General features: G+C 68.7%; 25 protein-coding genes and 1 tRNA gene. 22 read left to right on the forward strand and 4 right to left on the reverse strand.

All coding sequences use genetic code 11. The annotated features are described in order from the left end of the window. Window positions 1-147: 147 nt before the first annotated feature. The 3 genes from MLY01S_RS10485 to MLY01S_RS10495 form a co-directional block, all read right to left on the reverse strand. Entirely contained in the window at window positions 148-987 is an 840-nt protein-coding gene (locus MLY01S_RS10485; RefSeq protein ID WP_157531294.1) for a tyrosine-type recombinase/integrase, read from the reverse strand. Window positions 988-1,292: 305 nt separating this feature from the next. Further along, a complete protein-coding gene (locus MLY01S_RS10490; protein WP_067191825.1) occupies window positions 1,293-1,706 on the reverse strand; it encodes a hypothetical protein in 414 nt (137 codons plus the stop codon). A gap of 31 nt (window positions 1,707-1,737) precedes the next feature. Next, window positions 1,738-2,340: a hypothetical protein gene (locus tag MLY01S_RS10495; RefSeq protein WP_169795147.1), complete on the reverse strand. Its 603-nt coding sequence runs from the start codon at window positions 2,338-2,340 to the stop codon at window positions 1,738-1,740. Window positions 2,341-2,662: 322 nt separating this feature from the next. On the opposite strand from MLY01S_RS10495, the gene MLY01S_RS10500 reads away from it, so the two are divergent. From MLY01S_RS10500 to MLY01S_RS10565, 14 genes are all read left to right on the forward strand, one after another. Then, window positions 2,663-2,914, forward strand: coding sequence for a helix-turn-helix domain-containing protein (locus tag MLY01S_RS10500; RefSeq protein WP_067191829.1), 252 nt, complete (start codon window positions 2,663-2,665; stop codon window positions 2,912-2,914). 14 nt (window positions 2,915-2,928) lie between these two features. Next, entirely contained in the window at window positions 2,929-3,096 is a 168-nt protein-coding gene (locus tag MLY01S_RS10505; protein WP_167635525.1) for a helix-turn-helix domain-containing protein, read from the forward strand. Next, window positions 3,093-3,278 (forward strand): hypothetical protein, encoded by a 186-nt coding sequence (locus tag MLY01S_RS10510; protein ID WP_067191833.1) that lies wholly within the window; start codon window positions 3,093-3,095, stop codon window positions 3,276-3,278. Before MLY01S_RS10505 ends, MLY01S_RS10510 begins: the two co-directional genes overlap by 4 nt. Window positions 3,279-3,332: 54 nt before the next feature. Further along, window positions 3,333-3,776 (forward strand): hypothetical protein, encoded by a 444-nt coding sequence (locus MLY01S_RS10515; protein ID WP_067191835.1) that lies wholly within the window; start codon window positions 3,333-3,335, stop codon window positions 3,774-3,776. Beyond that, entirely contained in the window at window positions 3,773-4,096 is a 324-nt protein-coding gene (locus MLY01S_RS10520) for a hypothetical protein (RefSeq protein WP_067191837.1), read from the forward strand. Before MLY01S_RS10515 ends, MLY01S_RS10520 begins: the two co-directional genes overlap by 4 nt. Continuing rightward, window positions 4,093-4,425, forward strand: coding sequence for a hypothetical protein (locus MLY01S_RS10525; protein ID WP_067191839.1), 333 nt, complete (start codon window positions 4,093-4,095; stop codon window positions 4,423-4,425). Before MLY01S_RS10520 ends, MLY01S_RS10525 begins: the two co-directional genes overlap by 4 nt. Window positions 4,426-4,427: 2 nt before the next feature. Continuing rightward, a complete protein-coding gene (locus tag MLY01S_RS10530; RefSeq protein WP_067191841.1) occupies window positions 4,428-5,285 on the forward strand; it encodes a hypothetical protein in 858 nt (285 codons plus the stop codon). A gap of 52 nt (window positions 5,286-5,337) precedes the next feature. Next, window positions 5,338-5,898: a hypothetical protein gene (locus MLY01S_RS10535; RefSeq protein ID WP_067191843.1), complete on the forward strand. Its 561-nt coding sequence runs from the start codon at window positions 5,338-5,340 to the stop codon at window positions 5,896-5,898. A gap of 18 nt (window positions 5,899-5,916) precedes the next feature. Then, window positions 5,917-6,291, forward strand: a complete 375-nt coding sequence (locus tag MLY01S_RS10540; RefSeq protein WP_067191845.1) for a YfdP family phage-associated protein — start codon at window positions 5,917-5,919, stop codon at window positions 6,289-6,291. After that, entirely contained in the window at window positions 6,288-7,115 is an 828-nt protein-coding gene (locus MLY01S_RS10545; protein WP_067191847.1) for a DUF2303 family protein, read from the forward strand. The genes MLY01S_RS10540 and MLY01S_RS10545 overlap by 4 nt, the downstream gene beginning before the upstream one ends. A gap of 97 nt (window positions 7,116-7,212) precedes the next feature. Beyond that, window positions 7,213-7,530 (forward strand): glutaredoxin family protein, encoded by a 318-nt coding sequence (locus MLY01S_RS10550; protein ID WP_067191850.1) that lies wholly within the window; start codon window positions 7,213-7,215, stop codon window positions 7,528-7,530. After that, window positions 7,527-8,078: a hypothetical protein gene (locus MLY01S_RS10555; RefSeq protein WP_067191852.1), complete on the forward strand. Its 552-nt coding sequence runs from the start codon at window positions 7,527-7,529 to the stop codon at window positions 8,076-8,078. Before MLY01S_RS10550 ends, MLY01S_RS10555 begins: the two co-directional genes overlap by 4 nt. Further along, window positions 8,075-8,341 carry a hypothetical protein gene (locus tag MLY01S_RS10560; protein WP_067191855.1) on the forward strand — a complete coding sequence of 89 codons (267 nt, stop codon included), beginning with the start codon at window positions 8,075-8,077 and terminating at the stop codon, window positions 8,339-8,341. The genes MLY01S_RS10555 and MLY01S_RS10560 overlap by 4 nt, the downstream gene beginning before the upstream one ends. Window positions 8,342-8,357: 16 nt before the next feature. Beyond that, window positions 8,358-10,892: a phage/plasmid primase, P4 family gene (locus tag MLY01S_RS10565; protein ID WP_218000449.1), complete on the forward strand. Its 2,535-nt coding sequence runs from the start codon at window positions 8,358-8,360 to the stop codon at window positions 10,890-10,892. Between the two features lie 5 nt (window positions 10,893-10,897). Here the strand turns inward: MLY01S_RS10565 and MLY01S_RS10570 are convergent, their stop codons facing one another. Continuing rightward, the gene (locus MLY01S_RS10570; RefSeq protein ID WP_067191860.1) at window positions 10,898-11,236 is read right to left on the reverse strand and encodes a hypothetical protein; all 339 of its coding nucleotides are present in this window, start codon (window positions 11,234-11,236) and stop codon (window positions 10,898-10,900) included. Window positions 11,237-11,473: 237 nt separating this feature from the next. Between MLY01S_RS10570 and MLY01S_RS10575 the strand changes: the two genes are divergently transcribed. The 8 genes from MLY01S_RS10575 to MLY01S_RS10605 all read left to right on the forward strand — a co-directional run bounded on the left by MLY01S_RS10575 (window position 11,474) and on the right by MLY01S_RS10605 (window position 14,998). Continuing rightward, complete coding sequence (locus tag MLY01S_RS10575; RefSeq protein WP_067191862.1) at window positions 11,474-11,722, forward strand: hypothetical protein; 249 nt, start codon at window positions 11,474-11,476, stop codon at window positions 11,720-11,722. Beyond that, window positions 11,719-12,156, forward strand: coding sequence for a hypothetical protein (locus MLY01S_RS10580; RefSeq protein WP_067191864.1), 438 nt, complete (start codon window positions 11,719-11,721; stop codon window positions 12,154-12,156). The genes MLY01S_RS10575 and MLY01S_RS10580 overlap by 4 nt, the downstream gene beginning before the upstream one ends. Window positions 12,157-12,170: 14 nt before the next feature. Then, a complete protein-coding gene (locus MLY01S_RS12500) occupies window positions 12,171-12,563 on the forward strand; it encodes a hypothetical protein (protein WP_067191867.1) in 393 nt (130 codons plus the stop codon). 2 nt (window positions 12,564-12,565) lie between these two features. Further along, complete coding sequence (locus MLY01S_RS10590) at window positions 12,566-13,171, forward strand: hypothetical protein (RefSeq protein ID WP_067191869.1); 606 nt, start codon at window positions 12,566-12,568, stop codon at window positions 13,169-13,171. A gap of 266 nt (window positions 13,172-13,437) precedes the next feature. Then, window positions 13,438-13,510 (forward strand) — tRNA-Trp (locus MLY01S_RS10595). An 89-nt stretch (window positions 13,511-13,599) separates the two neighbouring features. After that, the gene (locus tag MLY01S_RS10600) at window positions 13,600-13,818 is read left to right on the forward strand and encodes a hypothetical protein (protein ID WP_245232041.1); all 219 of its coding nucleotides are present in this window, start codon (window positions 13,600-13,602) and stop codon (window positions 13,816-13,818) included. Between the two features lie 32 nt (window positions 13,819-13,850). Beyond that, window positions 13,851-14,294 (forward strand): HNH endonuclease signature motif containing protein, encoded by a 444-nt coding sequence (locus MLY01S_RS13150; protein WP_373279968.1) that lies wholly within the window; start codon window positions 13,851-13,853, stop codon window positions 14,292-14,294. A gap of 233 nt (window positions 14,295-14,527) precedes the next feature. Beyond that, complete coding sequence (locus tag MLY01S_RS10605) at window positions 14,528-14,998, forward strand: hypothetical protein (RefSeq protein ID WP_082740118.1); 471 nt, start codon at window positions 14,528-14,530, stop codon at window positions 14,996-14,998. Window positions 14,999-15,102: the final 104 nt, after the last annotated feature.

Below are 15,102 nucleotides of genomic sequence, written 5' to 3' on the forward strand. Positions count from 1 at the left end.
CCCACCAACATCACACCTGCACCAGGCCGCGGAATCCGCGCCCGCATGCGGGAAACCAGCCGCGGCCGCCCTCACCCCAGATACGGTCACTTGTGGTCAGATACGGTCGCCTGTGGTGTCCCAACCGGAACAGAACCGGAACAGCAGCTATCGGACCAGCCCGTCCACCAGGCCCGCCAACGCCGCATCATCCGACGGCATCACGTGGGCGTAACTAGCAAGTGTCTCCGTTGCATCCTTGTGACCGAGACGGCGGGACACCGCCACCACCGACGCCCCACCCGAGAGCAGCACCGAGGCGTGATGGTGCCGCAGCATATGCCACCCGCCTGGCCCCATCCAAGACAGCTTGCCTCGCACGTCATCCCACGCGTCCGACAACCGGTGACGCGACCACCCACCACCACGGTGATGGAACAACCGGCCCTCACCGTCGGCGTCCTCAACCAGCCGGCCCAACACGTCCACGGTCGCCGGGCCGACGGTCACCACACGCCGTGACGCCGCCGTCTTCAGCGGCCCCCACGTGGACACGGTCTGCCCGATCTGCCGGTCCACCAGGATCGTCCCCGCCTCCAGGTTCACCCGGTCAGCGGTCAGCCCACGCCACTCCCCCGGCCGCAGCCCCGTCGCCGCCGCCACCAGCACCGCATCACGCGCCCACGGTGCAATCGTGTCCGCGATCTGCTGCACCTGCCCCACCGTCAACACCTCCACCGGCTCCGACGGCAACGCGGGCAGGCGGATACGCACCGCCGGAGACACCGGGATGATGCCCTCGAGGACCGCCTCACGCAGCATCGACGACAAGTACCGGTAGGACAGCCGCACCGTGGCCGGCGCCAGACCCTTCTCCGTCCAGGCGAGGACCGCGTCCTGCACATCGGCACGGGTCAGCGAGTCCAGGCGGCGGCCACCGAGGACCGGGAGGATGTCGCCCTCAACACGGAGCCTGATCGTCTCCCTAGACCTGGCCCGCTGGTGCACCTGTCGCCCCTGCCAGGTGCCCGCCCACTCGGCCACCGTGACCGGTGCGGTGGCGACGGTGGCCGAGTGTGCCCAGACGGTGGCGGCATCCTTCGTGCGGAACGTGCGCGTGACTTCACCGCCGCGGCCGTCGGTGCGGACTGCCTTCCACCGGCGGCCGCGCCCGTACCGGGCGGTCCTAGTCCGGTCCCGCCGCAACCACAGGTCTACGACCCTCGACATGGGCGGCTCCTTCCAGGTGGGTGGCGCCGGCACCCGCTGGCGCCGGGTATTCGTGGTCGGCTGATACGCGGGGGCGAATCAGCTCATGGGTTCTGCGGGGTGTCTTCGTGTCTGGCGAGGATGGTGGTGCGCTCGAGCTCGGTGAGGGTGCGGAGCCGGTCCATGAGGACGAGCTCGGTGACCCAGAGCTCGTCGGCCAGCTCGGCCGGAGACATGGCCCAGGGCAGCGCCTGGATGAGCCGGTCGAGTCCGATGAGCCGGCGGGCGGTCTCGGTGCGCACGGTGTGCTCGATGGCCGGCGGCTGGCAGCTGGTGTGTCCGTGCTCGAGGTGTACGAGCTCGTGGGTGAGCACGCATCGGCGTTCGACTTGGTTCAGGCGTGGGTCGAGCCAGATCATGTCGATTCCGTTGGTGGCGCCGGGCGTGGCCGGGTGGGGCCGGGACCAGTCGAGGGCGACGTGCCCGAGCCTGCGGAGTGCACGCCAGGGGTGGAACATGGCCCCGAGGGTAGGCGGACGCCCAGACAGGCTAGGCGGGGTCGGTGTCCTGGTTGTCCTCGCCTAGCTGGTCGAACTCGGCGTCGATCTTGTCGGCGGCGAGGGGCATGGGTGGGTGCGCGGCGAGGTCGAAGTCGTCCTGGTGACCGAGGTGACCGAAGTTCCGTGAAGTAGGGCCGCGCCTGCTTGCGTGCATGCACGCACGCGTAGGGGACAAGTCAAAAGTTCGGTCACCTCGGTCACCAGGTGTACTGGATTCCGCAGAATCCTGCGGATTCTTGCCCTGTAGGGCACTCTCGGCGCTGGTAGCGGCCGGTTCCGAAGATTCCTTCGGGTTCATGGGGGCCGTGTTGCCACGGGTCTCACCTGCCTCGGTCAGCCGGCGGCGGAGCTCGTTGAGCAGCGCGTCGGCGGGGACATCTTCCAGGCGGGCCGTGGTGATGGTCAGGGGAAGTCCCATCGCTTCGGCCACAGCCGCCAGCACGTCCTCTTCCCTCACGCGGAGGGCGACTGCGTAGCGGCGGATGGTCTCGGCATCCGGGCGACGGTCGAGGATGTCACGGTCATCCTGCATGAGCCGGGAGATGAGCTGGTTGCTCGGGCCTCCGGCGCGGGCGACGTCGGCCGGCTTCATGCGCCGGGCGTCCATCGTCTCTTGGATGAACCTGCGGTATGCGTGCATGGCTTCAGTCTCTGTTCCGGGTCGAGCGGTGTGCGAATCCGCGCATGACACCCCGTCAAGCGGTGTCGCGTGTCGTTGGAATCTTTTTCGTCAACCAGGCTACAGGCGCAATCGCCCCGCAAGCCGCATGATTCCACGGTGAACGCACTCCCCTGTCGGTTGACATGCTGTCAACCATGAGTGGTATTCTTTCCACTGAGACTTGAAAACCAAGAAGGAGCGGAGCATGATGGACATCGCAACAGCAAGACGACGACGAGCGAAGGGGCGATGGATGAGAGTCCGAGACCACGAGCTTCTCGCCCGGTACATGGCTGACCGCGACATGAGCCAGGCCCGCCTCGGCCGCTACGCCGAATGCAGCCGGCAGTTCATCCATCAGCTCACATCCGGTGCGAAGAACACCTGCACCCCTGCAGTAGCCAAACGCATCGAGGAGGCCCTCGGCGTCCTCGAGGGCACACTTTTCATGCCCGGAGATTCAAGCGAGACGCGCATGGATTCCACCGTGAGGCGGGCCGCGTGATGCCGACTCGCCTGTTGACCGTCAAAGAGGCCGCCGCCGCCCTGGCCGAACACCCCGACACCACCAGGGCCCGCCTCCGCCGAGGAGAACTCCGCGGCGTCCGCAAGTCCAACGGGCCCCGCGCCCGCTGGCACATCACCGAGAAGGCCCTCGCCGCCTTCATCGAGAGGAACACCCGATGACCACCATCCACGACGACCTCGGCATGGAACCCGTCCCCGCCACCTGGTGGGAGCCCACACCAGGCACCCACGCCTGGCGCATCCGCGCCGCCGTCCGCTGGACCTTGGCCATGGCATCCGGTGCGACCACCGTCGCGGCCCTGATGTGGATCGACCTCGTCGGATCCACCCTCACCCCCTAACCCCAGACCCCAGACCCCAGACCCCAGCCCCAGCACATAGAAGGACTGCACCCCATGACGAAGCTCAACCCCGACCACGCCACCTACCCCGGCACCGACACCCGAATCAAGTACTGCGACATCGTCACCCGCGGCAAGGCCACCACCCTCTGGGAAGTCGTCGAGATCGAGTACCCGGACAAGGCCCGCCTCTCCCGGCTCGGGTCCTGCGGCGAGACCAACGCCTGGACCACCACCGACCAGCTGCACTTCTGCCACCGCACCCGCTTCCCCGGCCACGCCACCTGCCAGGGGCTGATCGACAAGCAGGCCGCGATCCGCGAGAACGCCGCCCACGTACGGGAGAAGGCCCAGTACGTGCGCCGCATCGACGACCTGACCGTGGCCACCGCAGAGGCCATCGGCCGACAGACCGCCCGCCTCCACAAGGCCGTCGCCGACCACCGCCGTGTCCTCGCCGACGTATACGGCATCACCGACGAGGGCAAGTCCGCATGAGCGCCACCACCGTCTACACGCCCGCCGTGGTGGACGAGGACCTGCAGCAGGCCCGGATCGCCGTGGAGCTCGCCCGCGACTTCACCACCACGTTCGCCCCTCACCCGGGATCCGCGCACAGGGCCCGCTCCCAGGCCCGCATGGCCGCCGTGTGCGCCTCCTCCTGCAGGGCCCTCGCCGTCCACTGGGCCGGCCGTGGCCGCAAGGACATCGCCCGCCACTACCTGGACGCCGCGAACTGGGAGTCGCGCACCGTCCACCTCTCCCACCTCATCGCCAACCGGTACACCCGCCACACCCGCCAGGAGGCCCGCCCATGAACAGCACCCACCACGACGACATCGTCGCCGAGCTCGCCGTCATCCGCACCGAACTCGACCGGCTCACCGCCCGCAAGCGTGAGCTCGAGAAGCACCTGATCCACGACCTCGGCAACGGTACCCACCAGGTCAACGGGCTCAAGGTGCAGGTCACCACCCCGCGCATGCTCGACAAGAAGGCGTTCATGATCGCGCACCCGCCGGCCGAACGCCCCGACCTGTACGGCTACGAGCCCACCCTGAACATGGACGTCGTCCGCAACCTGTTCTCCCCCGCCGAGCTCGACGCCTACAAGACCGACGGCACCGCTCGGATCACCCTGCGCTGACCATGACCGTCCAGCAGCACACCACCAGCCCAGCCACCGCCCGCCACCCCGGCGCCGGCTACTGGGCCGACCTGTCCCCCACCATCGGGGACCGGCTCGAGGCCGTCGCCGAGGGGTACATGGACGTCGTCATCGAAGCGATCACCCAACACCCCCGGTCCCTGCAAACCGCCATCGGGCCGTCCGAGCTCGGCGTCACCTGCACCATCACCCTGCTCCACAAGCTCAACGGCGACCCCGAGCCCGAACGCAACGACGTGCCCTGGCGGCCCACCGTCGGCACCGCCGTCCACGCCTGGCTCGAGGACGCGTTCGAGGCCGAGGGCCGGCGCCGCGGCGGGGACCCACTGCGGTGGATCACCGAGCGGCGGGTCACCGTCGGACAGATCGCCGGGCAGGACGTGACCGGGTCCTGCGACCTGTTCGACCTGCAGGAGCAGGTCGTGATCGACCACAAGGTCGTGTCCCCGAACAGCCTGCGCAAGTACCGGACGCAGGGCCCGTCCCAGCAGTACCGGTGCCAGGCGCACCTGTACGGGAAGGGCTTCGAGGACGCCGGGATCCGCCCGAACCTCGTCGCGATCTGCTTCCTACCCGCAGCCGGTGACCTCACCGACGCCTACCTGTGGGCCGAACCCTACGACCGGTCCGTCGCCGAAGCCGTCCTGGCCCGCGTGAACCGGCTCGCCATGGAGCTGCAGGTCCACGGCATCGAGAAGGCCCTCGCCCTGCATGCCACCGACGAGTGCGAGGACTCCTTCTGCGCCTGGCACAACAACGGCTACCGCAACCGCGGTGCCGCACAGACTCCGGCGGTCTCCCCGCCGGCGGGGTCCGTCTGGGCGCGCTTCGCGTCCTGACCCCACCCCAACCCATCACCCCAACCCAGCCCCCACCAAGGAGGACCCCATCATGTCGTTCAACTGGAACGAGCACGCCGTCGCCGCCGACTTCTTCAAGTTCGAGAACCCCGGGGACACGATCGCCGGGACGATCACCGCGATCACCGAGCAGACCTGGCCCGACGGGAAGAAGGACCCGCAGCTGCACCTGGCCACCGACGACGGCACGGAGACCGCTGTGACCTGCGGGCAGATCCAGCTCAAGACGAAGCTCGTGGCCGCGGCCCCGAACATCGGTGACCACGTGAAGCTCACGTTCACGCACTCCGAGTCCCGTGCCGGCGGGAAGACGCTGAAGCACTTCGACGTGCAGGTCACCCCCGCCGGTGGCGCCCCGGCCACCCCTGAACAGCAGCCGGCGCAGGCACCGGCACAGCAGCCGGCGCAGGCGCAGGAGGACCCGTGGACCGGCGGCACCACCCAGCCGTCCGCACCCACGGCGGCGCCGGGGTCCCTGCCAGCCGAGACGGTCGCGCAAATCAAGACCCTCGCCAGCAACGGCTTCACCGACGACCAGATCGCCGACTTCCTCAAGATCGACGCCGCGACCGTCGCCACCAACAAGGCCTGACACCAGGAGGCACCAGCCATGACCAACACCAAGCACCCCGACGACCAGGTCAAGCGGCCATTCGCCGAGTTCATCCTCGACCAGGGCTCCACCCACGGAGAGCTCACCGACGCCCTCCACGACCTCATCGCCGCCGTCCTCGCCACCGAGAAGGCCGGGACCATCACCCTGCAGATCAAGGTCACCCCCGACAAGCGCACCCCGGACATGCTGCGCGTCTCTGACAAGGTCACCCTGCGCAAGCCGGAGTTCGACCGCCGCGAGCGCGTCTACTGGCCCGACGCCGACGGCAACCTCTCCCGCTCCAATCCGGCCCAGCCCAGCTTCGAAGGCCTGCAGGTCATCGACTCCCCAGCCGACGCCACCAAGACCCGCAAGGAGAACCACGCATGAGCACCTTCGACACCGAGTCCCTGACCAATCTCACCCAACTCTCCTACGAGGGCGTGGCCCCGCATCCGCTCGACTGGAACACCCCCTACGTGATCCGAGGCGAAGACGGCGGCCAGAAGCTGGTCGTCACCCCGGAAGACGAGCTCGCTGCTCCCCAGTTCAAGGCCGAGAAGGTCGTCGTCACTGACGCAGCGTCCTTCATCCGATACCTCGAGAAGCACGGTGACGCCGAGAACACGGAGATCCACGTCCGTGAGAAGACCGTCATGGCCCACATCGACGCCGGCACCCGAACCAACCCGGGGCGCGGCGTCCACACCTGCCAGCTCACCCTGCTGATCGACGACGACTGGGCGGCCTGGACCCAGGCAGACGGGAAGCTCATGTCGCAGGAGCAGTTCGCGGAGTTCCTCGAGGACAACGCGGGCGCCGTCATCAGCCCCGACGCGGCCACGATGATCGAGATCGCCACCTCCATGCAGGTCAACCGCTCCGTCGCTTTCGAACAGGCCCAGCGGCTCCAGGACGGCAACGTCCGGTTCGCCTACCGCGAGGACACCACCGCTTCCGCGGGCAAGGCCGGGGACCTCGAGATTCCTGCCGTGATTGACCTTGCTCTTCCGCCGTTCCGGGGGAGCCAGCGCGTCAAGGTGACCGCCCGACTCCGCTGGCGCCTGCGTGGCCAGCAGCTGTCCATCGGAGTGAAGCTCGACCGCCCCGCGGAAATCCAGAAGGCCGCGTTCAGGGCCCTGGTGGACGAGGTCATCAAGTGGAACATCCCCACCGAGGGGCAGGCGAAGCACCTCCTGGTCTTCACCGCCTGATCCCTTCTACCAACTCGGGGCACGGGCGACATCAGCACTGGTTGTCGCCCGTGCCCCACCCCCGCCACACACGAACACCAGACAGGAGCTGCACGGCATGACCGCCCGCACCACCCACAACCCCCACGGCCGCACCATCGGCGCCGGCCGCACGATCGTCCTCCACACCACCCCCACCTGCCAGCAGTGCACCGCCACCAAGCGGTTCCTCGACAACCGCAACGTCCGCTACGACGTCATCGACCTGACCCAGGACCGCGACGCGCACGTCTTCGTCACCAAGCTCGGCTACACCTCCGCCCCCGTGATCGTCATCTTCAACGAGGACGGTGAGCCCGTGCAGGACTGGTCCGGGTTCCGACCAGACCTGATCTCCGCGATGTTCCCCCTGCACGCTGAGGCGGTCCAGGCATGAACCTGATCTGGGAGAACCCCGCCCCCCGCAACCTGCTCCCCGTCCACGAGTTCCGCCGGCACACCACCGAGGGAATCACCGCCTCCAGGGTCATCACCATCGGTGCATCCCTGATCGCGCAGGACCGTGCCGAAGCGTCCGTGATCTCCCGCGTCATCGGTGACGCGAAAGCCCACGGGTACCCGGCCCGCCGCAAGGACGTCCGCATCATCGGCGGCCCCACCGCCCTCGATCACGACACCACCGTCCCGTACACGCCGTGGAAGCTCACCGCGATCTGGCGGCCCACCCAGCCCGACCCGTGGCAGCTGAACTGTGTCGGCGGGCCCGCCGACGGCGCCACCGCCTACGTCCGGCCCGGGCAGGCTTCGGCCCCGTGCCTGGTCCACAAGTCTCGTGGCCGCACCGTGTTCGTGTTCGATGTGGACGCCGCCGGCTGGATCCCGCAGGCGACGGACCAGCACCTGTACGTCCCCGCCGGGGTGGACCCGGTCACCGGGCACCTGGTGTTCCGGCACGCCACCACCGGGCAGGAGGTGGCCGCATGAACGTCTGCGAGTTCGACGGCTGTGGCCGGCCCGCGGCCACCCTCCTCACCCAGGCCCACACCGGGTTCGAGGCTGGGTTCTGCGTCGGCATCACCCAGGCCCTCTGCCAGGTCCACGCCCGGCGGAGAGAAACCCAGATCACGGCCGCCGTCCTCTCCCTCGCGCACGAGGGGACCGTGCACTGCGCCGACCAAGCTGCCCTCAAAGCCACCGGACTCTCCGGAACCCTCCACCACCAGAACCCGTACCGCAGCCGACCGTAAGGAGACCAGGCCCACCATGACCAGGCCACCCCTAAACCCCCTCCACCACGCGGCCATCGAAGCCACAATGAACGGCTGCACCATCATCCCCGTCCGCTCGGACCACTCCAAGGCGCCCGCCCTCCGCGCCTGGCAGAACCGAGGCCTCGCCACCCCCACCGACCTCGACACCTGGTTCGGCGGCGACACCCCCCGCCACCACGCCCTCGGCATCGTTTGCGGCCCCGCCTCCGGCAACCTCGAGATGCTCGAAATCGAAGGCGCCCACACCCACCGCCTCGCCGACATCGAAGCCACCGCCACCACCACCGGCTGCCTGGACCTGCTCCGCCGCCTCGACGGCTGGTGCGAAGCCTCCCCCTCCGGCGGCATCCACTGGTTCTACCGCGTCACCGGCGACCCCGTCCCCGGCAACACCAAACTCGCCGCCACCACCGACCGCCACGTCATCGCCGAAACCCGCGGCACCGGCGGACAAACTGTCCTCGCCCCCACCAGCGGCACCGCGCACCCCTCCGGCCGTGCCTGGACCCGCCTCAGCGGTGGCCCCTCCACCATCCCCACCCTCACCAGCGCCGAGCGGACCCAGCTGCACGACCTGTTCCGCACCCTCGACGAAGCCCCCACCCGACCAGCACCCGCACCCCGCCCCGTCTCCCCCGACGCACCGGTCCTGGCCGACAACGGCACCTCCCCCGGCGACGCCTTCGAGGCAGAGCCCTGGGAGGCGATCCTCGAACCCGCAGGCTGGACCAAGCACTCCACCCACGGCACCGAAACCCGGTGGACCCGCCCCGGCAAGAACCCCGCCGAAGGCTTCTCCGCAACCACCGGGTACGCCGACGACCGCGACCGGCTCTACGTGTTCACCACCTCCACCGACTTCGAACAGGAGGTCCCCTACACCAAGCTCGGCGCCTTCGCCGTCCTCCACGCAGGTGGGGACCACACCAAGGCCGCCCGCATGCTCCGCGACGGCCAGAACACCCCCGACGGCCGCCGCTACGGCACCGAACCGACCTTCGACCCTGCCACCTTGCAGGCCGACCAGGACGCCTGGATCCACAAGCAGACCCCCGCGGCGACGGCGACGGTCACCCACCTGCCCGCCACCGGCACCAACGACCCCACCCCAGCCCCAGCAGCCGAGGACGCCACGGTCACCCCTATCGGCACCATCACCGTCCGCTCCGACGACGGCAACGCCGCCACCCTCGCCCACCACCACGCCCACGAACTCCGCTACTGCCCCGACCGAGGCCGCTGGCTCCACTGGGACGGCACCACCTGGAACTGGCAGCCCCCAGGCGGCGGCATCGCCCGAGAACTCGCCAAAGACGTCGGCCGCCGCATGCCCGACAACCAGGAATGGGCCAACCACAAACGCCGCACCCTCTCCGCCAAGGGCACCACCGACCTACTCACCCAGGCCGCCACCATCCCCGCCCTCACCGTCCGCGCCGACGACCTCGACAACCGCCCCTGGGAGCTCAACACCCCCACCGGCATCCTCAACCTCCGCACCGGCCAACTGCACCCCTCGGACCCCGACCACCTCCACACCCGGTGCACCAAGCACGCCCCCGACTTCACCGCCGACACCACCTTCTGGGACGACTTCCTCACCCAGACCTTCAAGGACCCCGACCTCATCGACTACATGCACCGCCTCATCGGATACTCCGCGATCGGCGTCGTCCGCGAACACGTCCTGCCCTTCGCCCACGGTTCCGGCGGCAACGGCAAGGGCGTGTTCCTCGAGTCGTTGATGAAGGTCCTCGGCGACTACGCCACCACCAGCCCCAACGGGTTCCTCATGGCCTCCAACTACGCCGCGCACTCCACCGAGATCGCACGCCTAGCCGGCACCCGCATGGTCCTGTGCTCCGAGGTCAACGAAACCGACCGATTCGACGAGGCCAAGGTCAAGCTCCTCACCGGCGGCGACACCCTCACCGCCCGCTTCATGCGCATGGACGACTTCTCCTTCACCCCCTCCCACCACCTCTGGCTCATGGGCAACCACAAGCCCGGCGTCACCAGTGGTGGCCGCTCCTTCTGGCGGCGCCTGCGCCTGATCCCCTTCGTCCACGAAGTCCCCGACGAGCAGCGCGTCGACGGGCTGCAGGACCGGTTCGCGGACGACACGCATGGGCCCGCCCTCATGGCCTGGATCGCCGCCGGCGCCGCCGCCTACACGGAGCGTGGCCTCACCGCACCCGCCGGCGTGGACGCCGCCACCGCCCAGTACGCCAAGGACGTGGACACCGTCGGCCGGTTCTTGGCCGAGGACACCGAGCTCCACCCGGACTACACAGACCGGATCGAGTTTTCCACACCAACCTCCAAGCTGCGGGCCGCCTATGAGACCTGGTGCCACGAGAACGGCGAGGACCCCATCAGGGGGCGCGCCTTCACCACCCAGATCGCCCGCCACGGCATCACCGTCGGCACCGACGCGCCCCGTGACCGCAGGTCCAAGTACTACGGCGGCGTGACCCTGACCCACGAGTCCGGGGACGTCCACGACGGAGACAGGGGCGGATGGTGAACCGGTCAGCCGCGCAGGACGAGGTCCTTGTAGTAGCGGGCGGCGCTGGTGCGTCCCTGCTGCACACCGAGGTCCTTCAGGGCGACGCCGAGGGCCCGCTTCGAGATCTGCAGCTCACCGTTGCGCTGGCACCAGGCCTCGAAGTCGGCCGTGAGCTCTGGCGACGGTGTCCGGCCGCGGGGCAGCTTGACGGCTCGCGCGTTCAGGTAGGCGCGCACGAGCTCCCGGTTGTCCTGGCGGCGCCGTTCGGAGGCGGCGAGGAAGGGCTCCGCCTGTTCGGCGGGCGCCTCGTTGAGGGTCGCGACGGGGTAGTTGCAGCGGGGACAGCAGATGACTTCAGCCATACACCAAGTATGACAGACGACGACACAAGAATGACAGAGGAGATGGGCGCAAACATGCGCTCTATGAAGTATCACCACGTGGCAAACAGTCACACTCTGGTGACCTCGATGACCGACATTCTGATCTATCCCCTACGCGTGCGTGCATGCACGCACGCAGGCGCGGCCCTACTTCACGAAACTTCGGTCACCAAGGTCACCACCCCCACACCACCACACGCAGGAAGGACCACACCCATGGCTGACACCTACACCCTCGGCGACTCATACGGCCGCCTCCTCTCCGCGATCAAGAAGTCCTCACGCTGCGCCGGCTTCCCCGCCGCCAACAGGACCGCCAGCTACTACCAAGCCGCCACCGACGCGCTCGAGCAGATCCGCCGCCAGGTCCTCGCCGACCACGCCGCCACAGACTGCACCCACGCCCGAACCATCCACGCGCAGCTCACCACCCAGGACCACACCGAGCACACCGAGCACCGATGACCCAGCCACCACTCTTCGGACACCCACACCGCCCCGACACCAGCACCTACCCGACCTGGCTCCGGGCCGCCCTCAACCGCCGCCACGTCAACCCCCGCAACCTCCGCTGGGGACACTGCCGCACCTGCCACCAACTCACCCTCACCGGAGACGACCACGGCCGACACGCCCTCACCGTCACCCTCGACCCCCACCCCCTCACCCTCCACGAACGCATGGCCCACCTCCTCGCCGGCACCACCATCTACCTGATCACCCCAGCCGGCACCCACACCCTCAAAGCCGAACGCATCACCCGCGGCCACCTCTTCGCCAACCTCGACCACCACCCCTACCTCGTCGAGCACGACTGCCACCGGCCACGCCATGGCCCCTCCCTCGCCGACAAACCAGACCCCACCCCAGCAGCCATCGACCAGCCACTGCCCTTCTGAGACAGGAGCCGCCCGTGCACCAGCCACCCCTCCCGCCAGCCGCACTCCGGCTCACCATCCACGCCCCCGACACCTGGATCAACTCCAACCAACGCCTCCACCGCATGGCCACCGCCAAACTCACCGCCGCCTGGCGCACCGCAGCCGCCACCACCGCCACCGGACTGCCGCCCATCCCGGCGCCGGTGCGCATCATCGCCCGCTTCTACAAGACCCGCGCCGGCCGGTACGACCCCAACAACCTCTGGCCCACCGTCAAAGCCTGCGTGGACGGGCTCGTAGACGCCGGCCTGCTCGAAGACGACGACCACACCAGGGTCATCGGACCCGACATGCGCCACGGCGGGAAGACCACCACCGCGTATCTCACCCTCGACCTCATCCCCCACCCACAGCAGGAGGACTGACCATGCACACCACCGACCACGCCCACCAGTGCGAGCTCGACTGCGGCCGACCAGCACCCCACACCACCATCTGCCACCCGTGCGTCACCGACCTCGCCGACCGCCTCGACTCGATCACCGACGACGAGCTCGACGCACTGCGCCTCATCGGCCTCCGCCTCGCCACCAGCGCTGACAGCACAGGACGCCGCCACCACACCAGCACCCACCACGACGCGATCAACATCCCCGTCTTCGCGCTCTGGTACGCGCTCACCACCACCTGGCCCCGCCGCCTGCCCTCCCTGCCAGCACAGCCCGACGCCGCCCACCAAGCCCGGTGCCTCTCCGCAGACATCGACGCCGCACACGACCTCGTCCACGGCAACGTCGAACGCACCCAGACCGAAGAGCACATCATCGCCCGCATGAAGCAGATCCCTGCCCTGCCCACACGCCACCTGCTGCCCTGGCTCGAGGCCACCCTCGGGATCCGCATCCACGCCCCTGCCCTGCGCAAGTGGGTCGAACGAGGACACCTCACCGCGGCTGGCACCACTGCCGGCGGTCTGCCCTGCTACCACCCCGCCGATGTCCTGCACGCCCATGCCAAGACCCGTCGGGCATGACCGATTGCACCCCACACCATCCACGTGATAGCGTGACGGTGAGGCCGTCGGCCGCGCCCAAAAAACAGGGTGACCCGGCGGCCTTCGTCGTACCCGCCCCCTGCCCGGGCGTCACGACACCACCCGGGTCAGCGGGGACACGAACCCCCGAAGGCCGGCCACGACCCCCCACCGTGCAGTCCCGGGGCGAGCCGGACCTGCCCAGCACCTGCATGGCACCCAACCACTTGAGACGACAGTCCTTCGCGGACCATGCAGGTGCACCAGTCGATCTAGCGCAACGGGAAGCGCACCGGTCTCCAAAACCGGAGGGTGCAGGTTCGAGTCCTGCGGTCGGCGCAACGGCCAGCAGGCCAAACCACACTGAGGTGATGCCGATGACCAGGGCGACCACGACGTCGCGTGGGTACGGAGCGTCGCATCAACGCATGCGCGAGAAGTACAAGCCGCTCGTCGAGTCCGGACAGGCCCTCTGCGCCCGCTGCCAAGAACCCATCGCGCCCGGCGCGCTGTGGGAGCTGGACCATTCGGACGACCGCTCCGAGTACATCGGTCCCAGCCATCGCACCTGCAACCGTCGCGCCGGTCAGGCCAAAGCAACCGCCGCCCGTATGGCGAAGGCCGCGACCACGGTCCGCGACTGGTAGGAGACAGGATGTTCAACGTTGAGGAACGAGCGATGCTCCGAGGTCGCATCGCCCAACGCGCCGTCGTCCAGGACCGAGGGTTCGAGACGGAGTGCTGGATCAGCACGCGCGCGAGCCAGCCGAACGGCTACACGAAGATCGGATACCGCGGCCGTACCTGGCTCACACACAGGCTCTCGTGGTCTGTGCACCGTGAGCCCATCCCGGACGACTTGGTGATCGACCATCTGTGCCGTGAGCGGGCCTGCGTGAACCCGGATCACCTGGAGCCTGTGTCTAATCGGACCAACCTCCTGCGAGGTGCTGGGTTTGTCGCCAGCCAGGCAAAGCAGTCCACGTGCCTGCGGGGCCACCCGCTCGAAGGAGACAACCTCTACCGTCCCCCGGCGCGTCCGAACAAGCGTGAGTGCCGGACCTGCAGGATCGAAGCCACGCGTCGATCCAAGGAGCGAGCCGCGACGCGGCCCACCGGGTAGGGGGTTCAAATCTCGCGGAATCATGCGGCTCCTGACTCCGCCCGGAAGTCAGCTCTCCCTCTAGTCTATTCATGTCCCGGGACGGTAGGAGGGCGGCATGCGAACCGTTTGCGCAGTGTGTGCGACGCCGTTTGACACGCCGGACAACGTCGCTCCGGCGCACTTCGCCTGCAATCTGCGCAAGAGCAACAAGACCGGGGAGGCGCTCACCGCCGTCAGCTAGGAGGCACGGGATGATCATCGCTTGCCAGAGCTGCGGTTCCGAGTTCGAAGCCAAGCGGGCGCACGCGAAGTACTGCTCGGAGAAGTGCAAGAAGAGGGCGCAGCGGGCAGTTCCGAAGGCTGAGCAACGGAAAGCCGCTACTGCCGTCGTCGGCCGCCTGATGGACCATGACGGGCACGACTCCAGCGAGCCTCCGGCCGAGGGCCGCCTCATCGTAGACGAGACCCCGATGACCGTCCATCAGGCCACCCTCGACGAGCTGCGGAAGGCGGGCAAGCTCGGCACGGTCGCCGGCCAGTCCGCGCTCGCGCTCGCGCGCCGCATCGACAACCCGGCCCTCGACACTGGGTCGGCGCTCGCTGGCATGGTGAAGCAGCTCGAGGCGACGCTGGCCGGTGTGCTCGCGGACAAGGAGGACGCCGGGGACGAGCTGGATGAGCTGCGTCGTCGTCGTGAGGAGCGTCGTCGTGCTGCTGGCTGATCCGGGCGCGCTGGTGCGGCCCCTGTACGAGTCTCTCCCTGAGCGGGTGGACACGTACGGGCCCGAGGTCGCGGACCTGTGCGACGTCATCGGCTACGGCCCGG

The sequence above is a fragment of the Micrococcus lylae NBRC 15355 genome (genome assembly GCF_001570885.1).
GTDB classification, from domain to species: Bacteria; Actinomycetota; Actinomycetes; order Actinomycetales; family Micrococcaceae; genus Micrococcus; species Micrococcus lylae.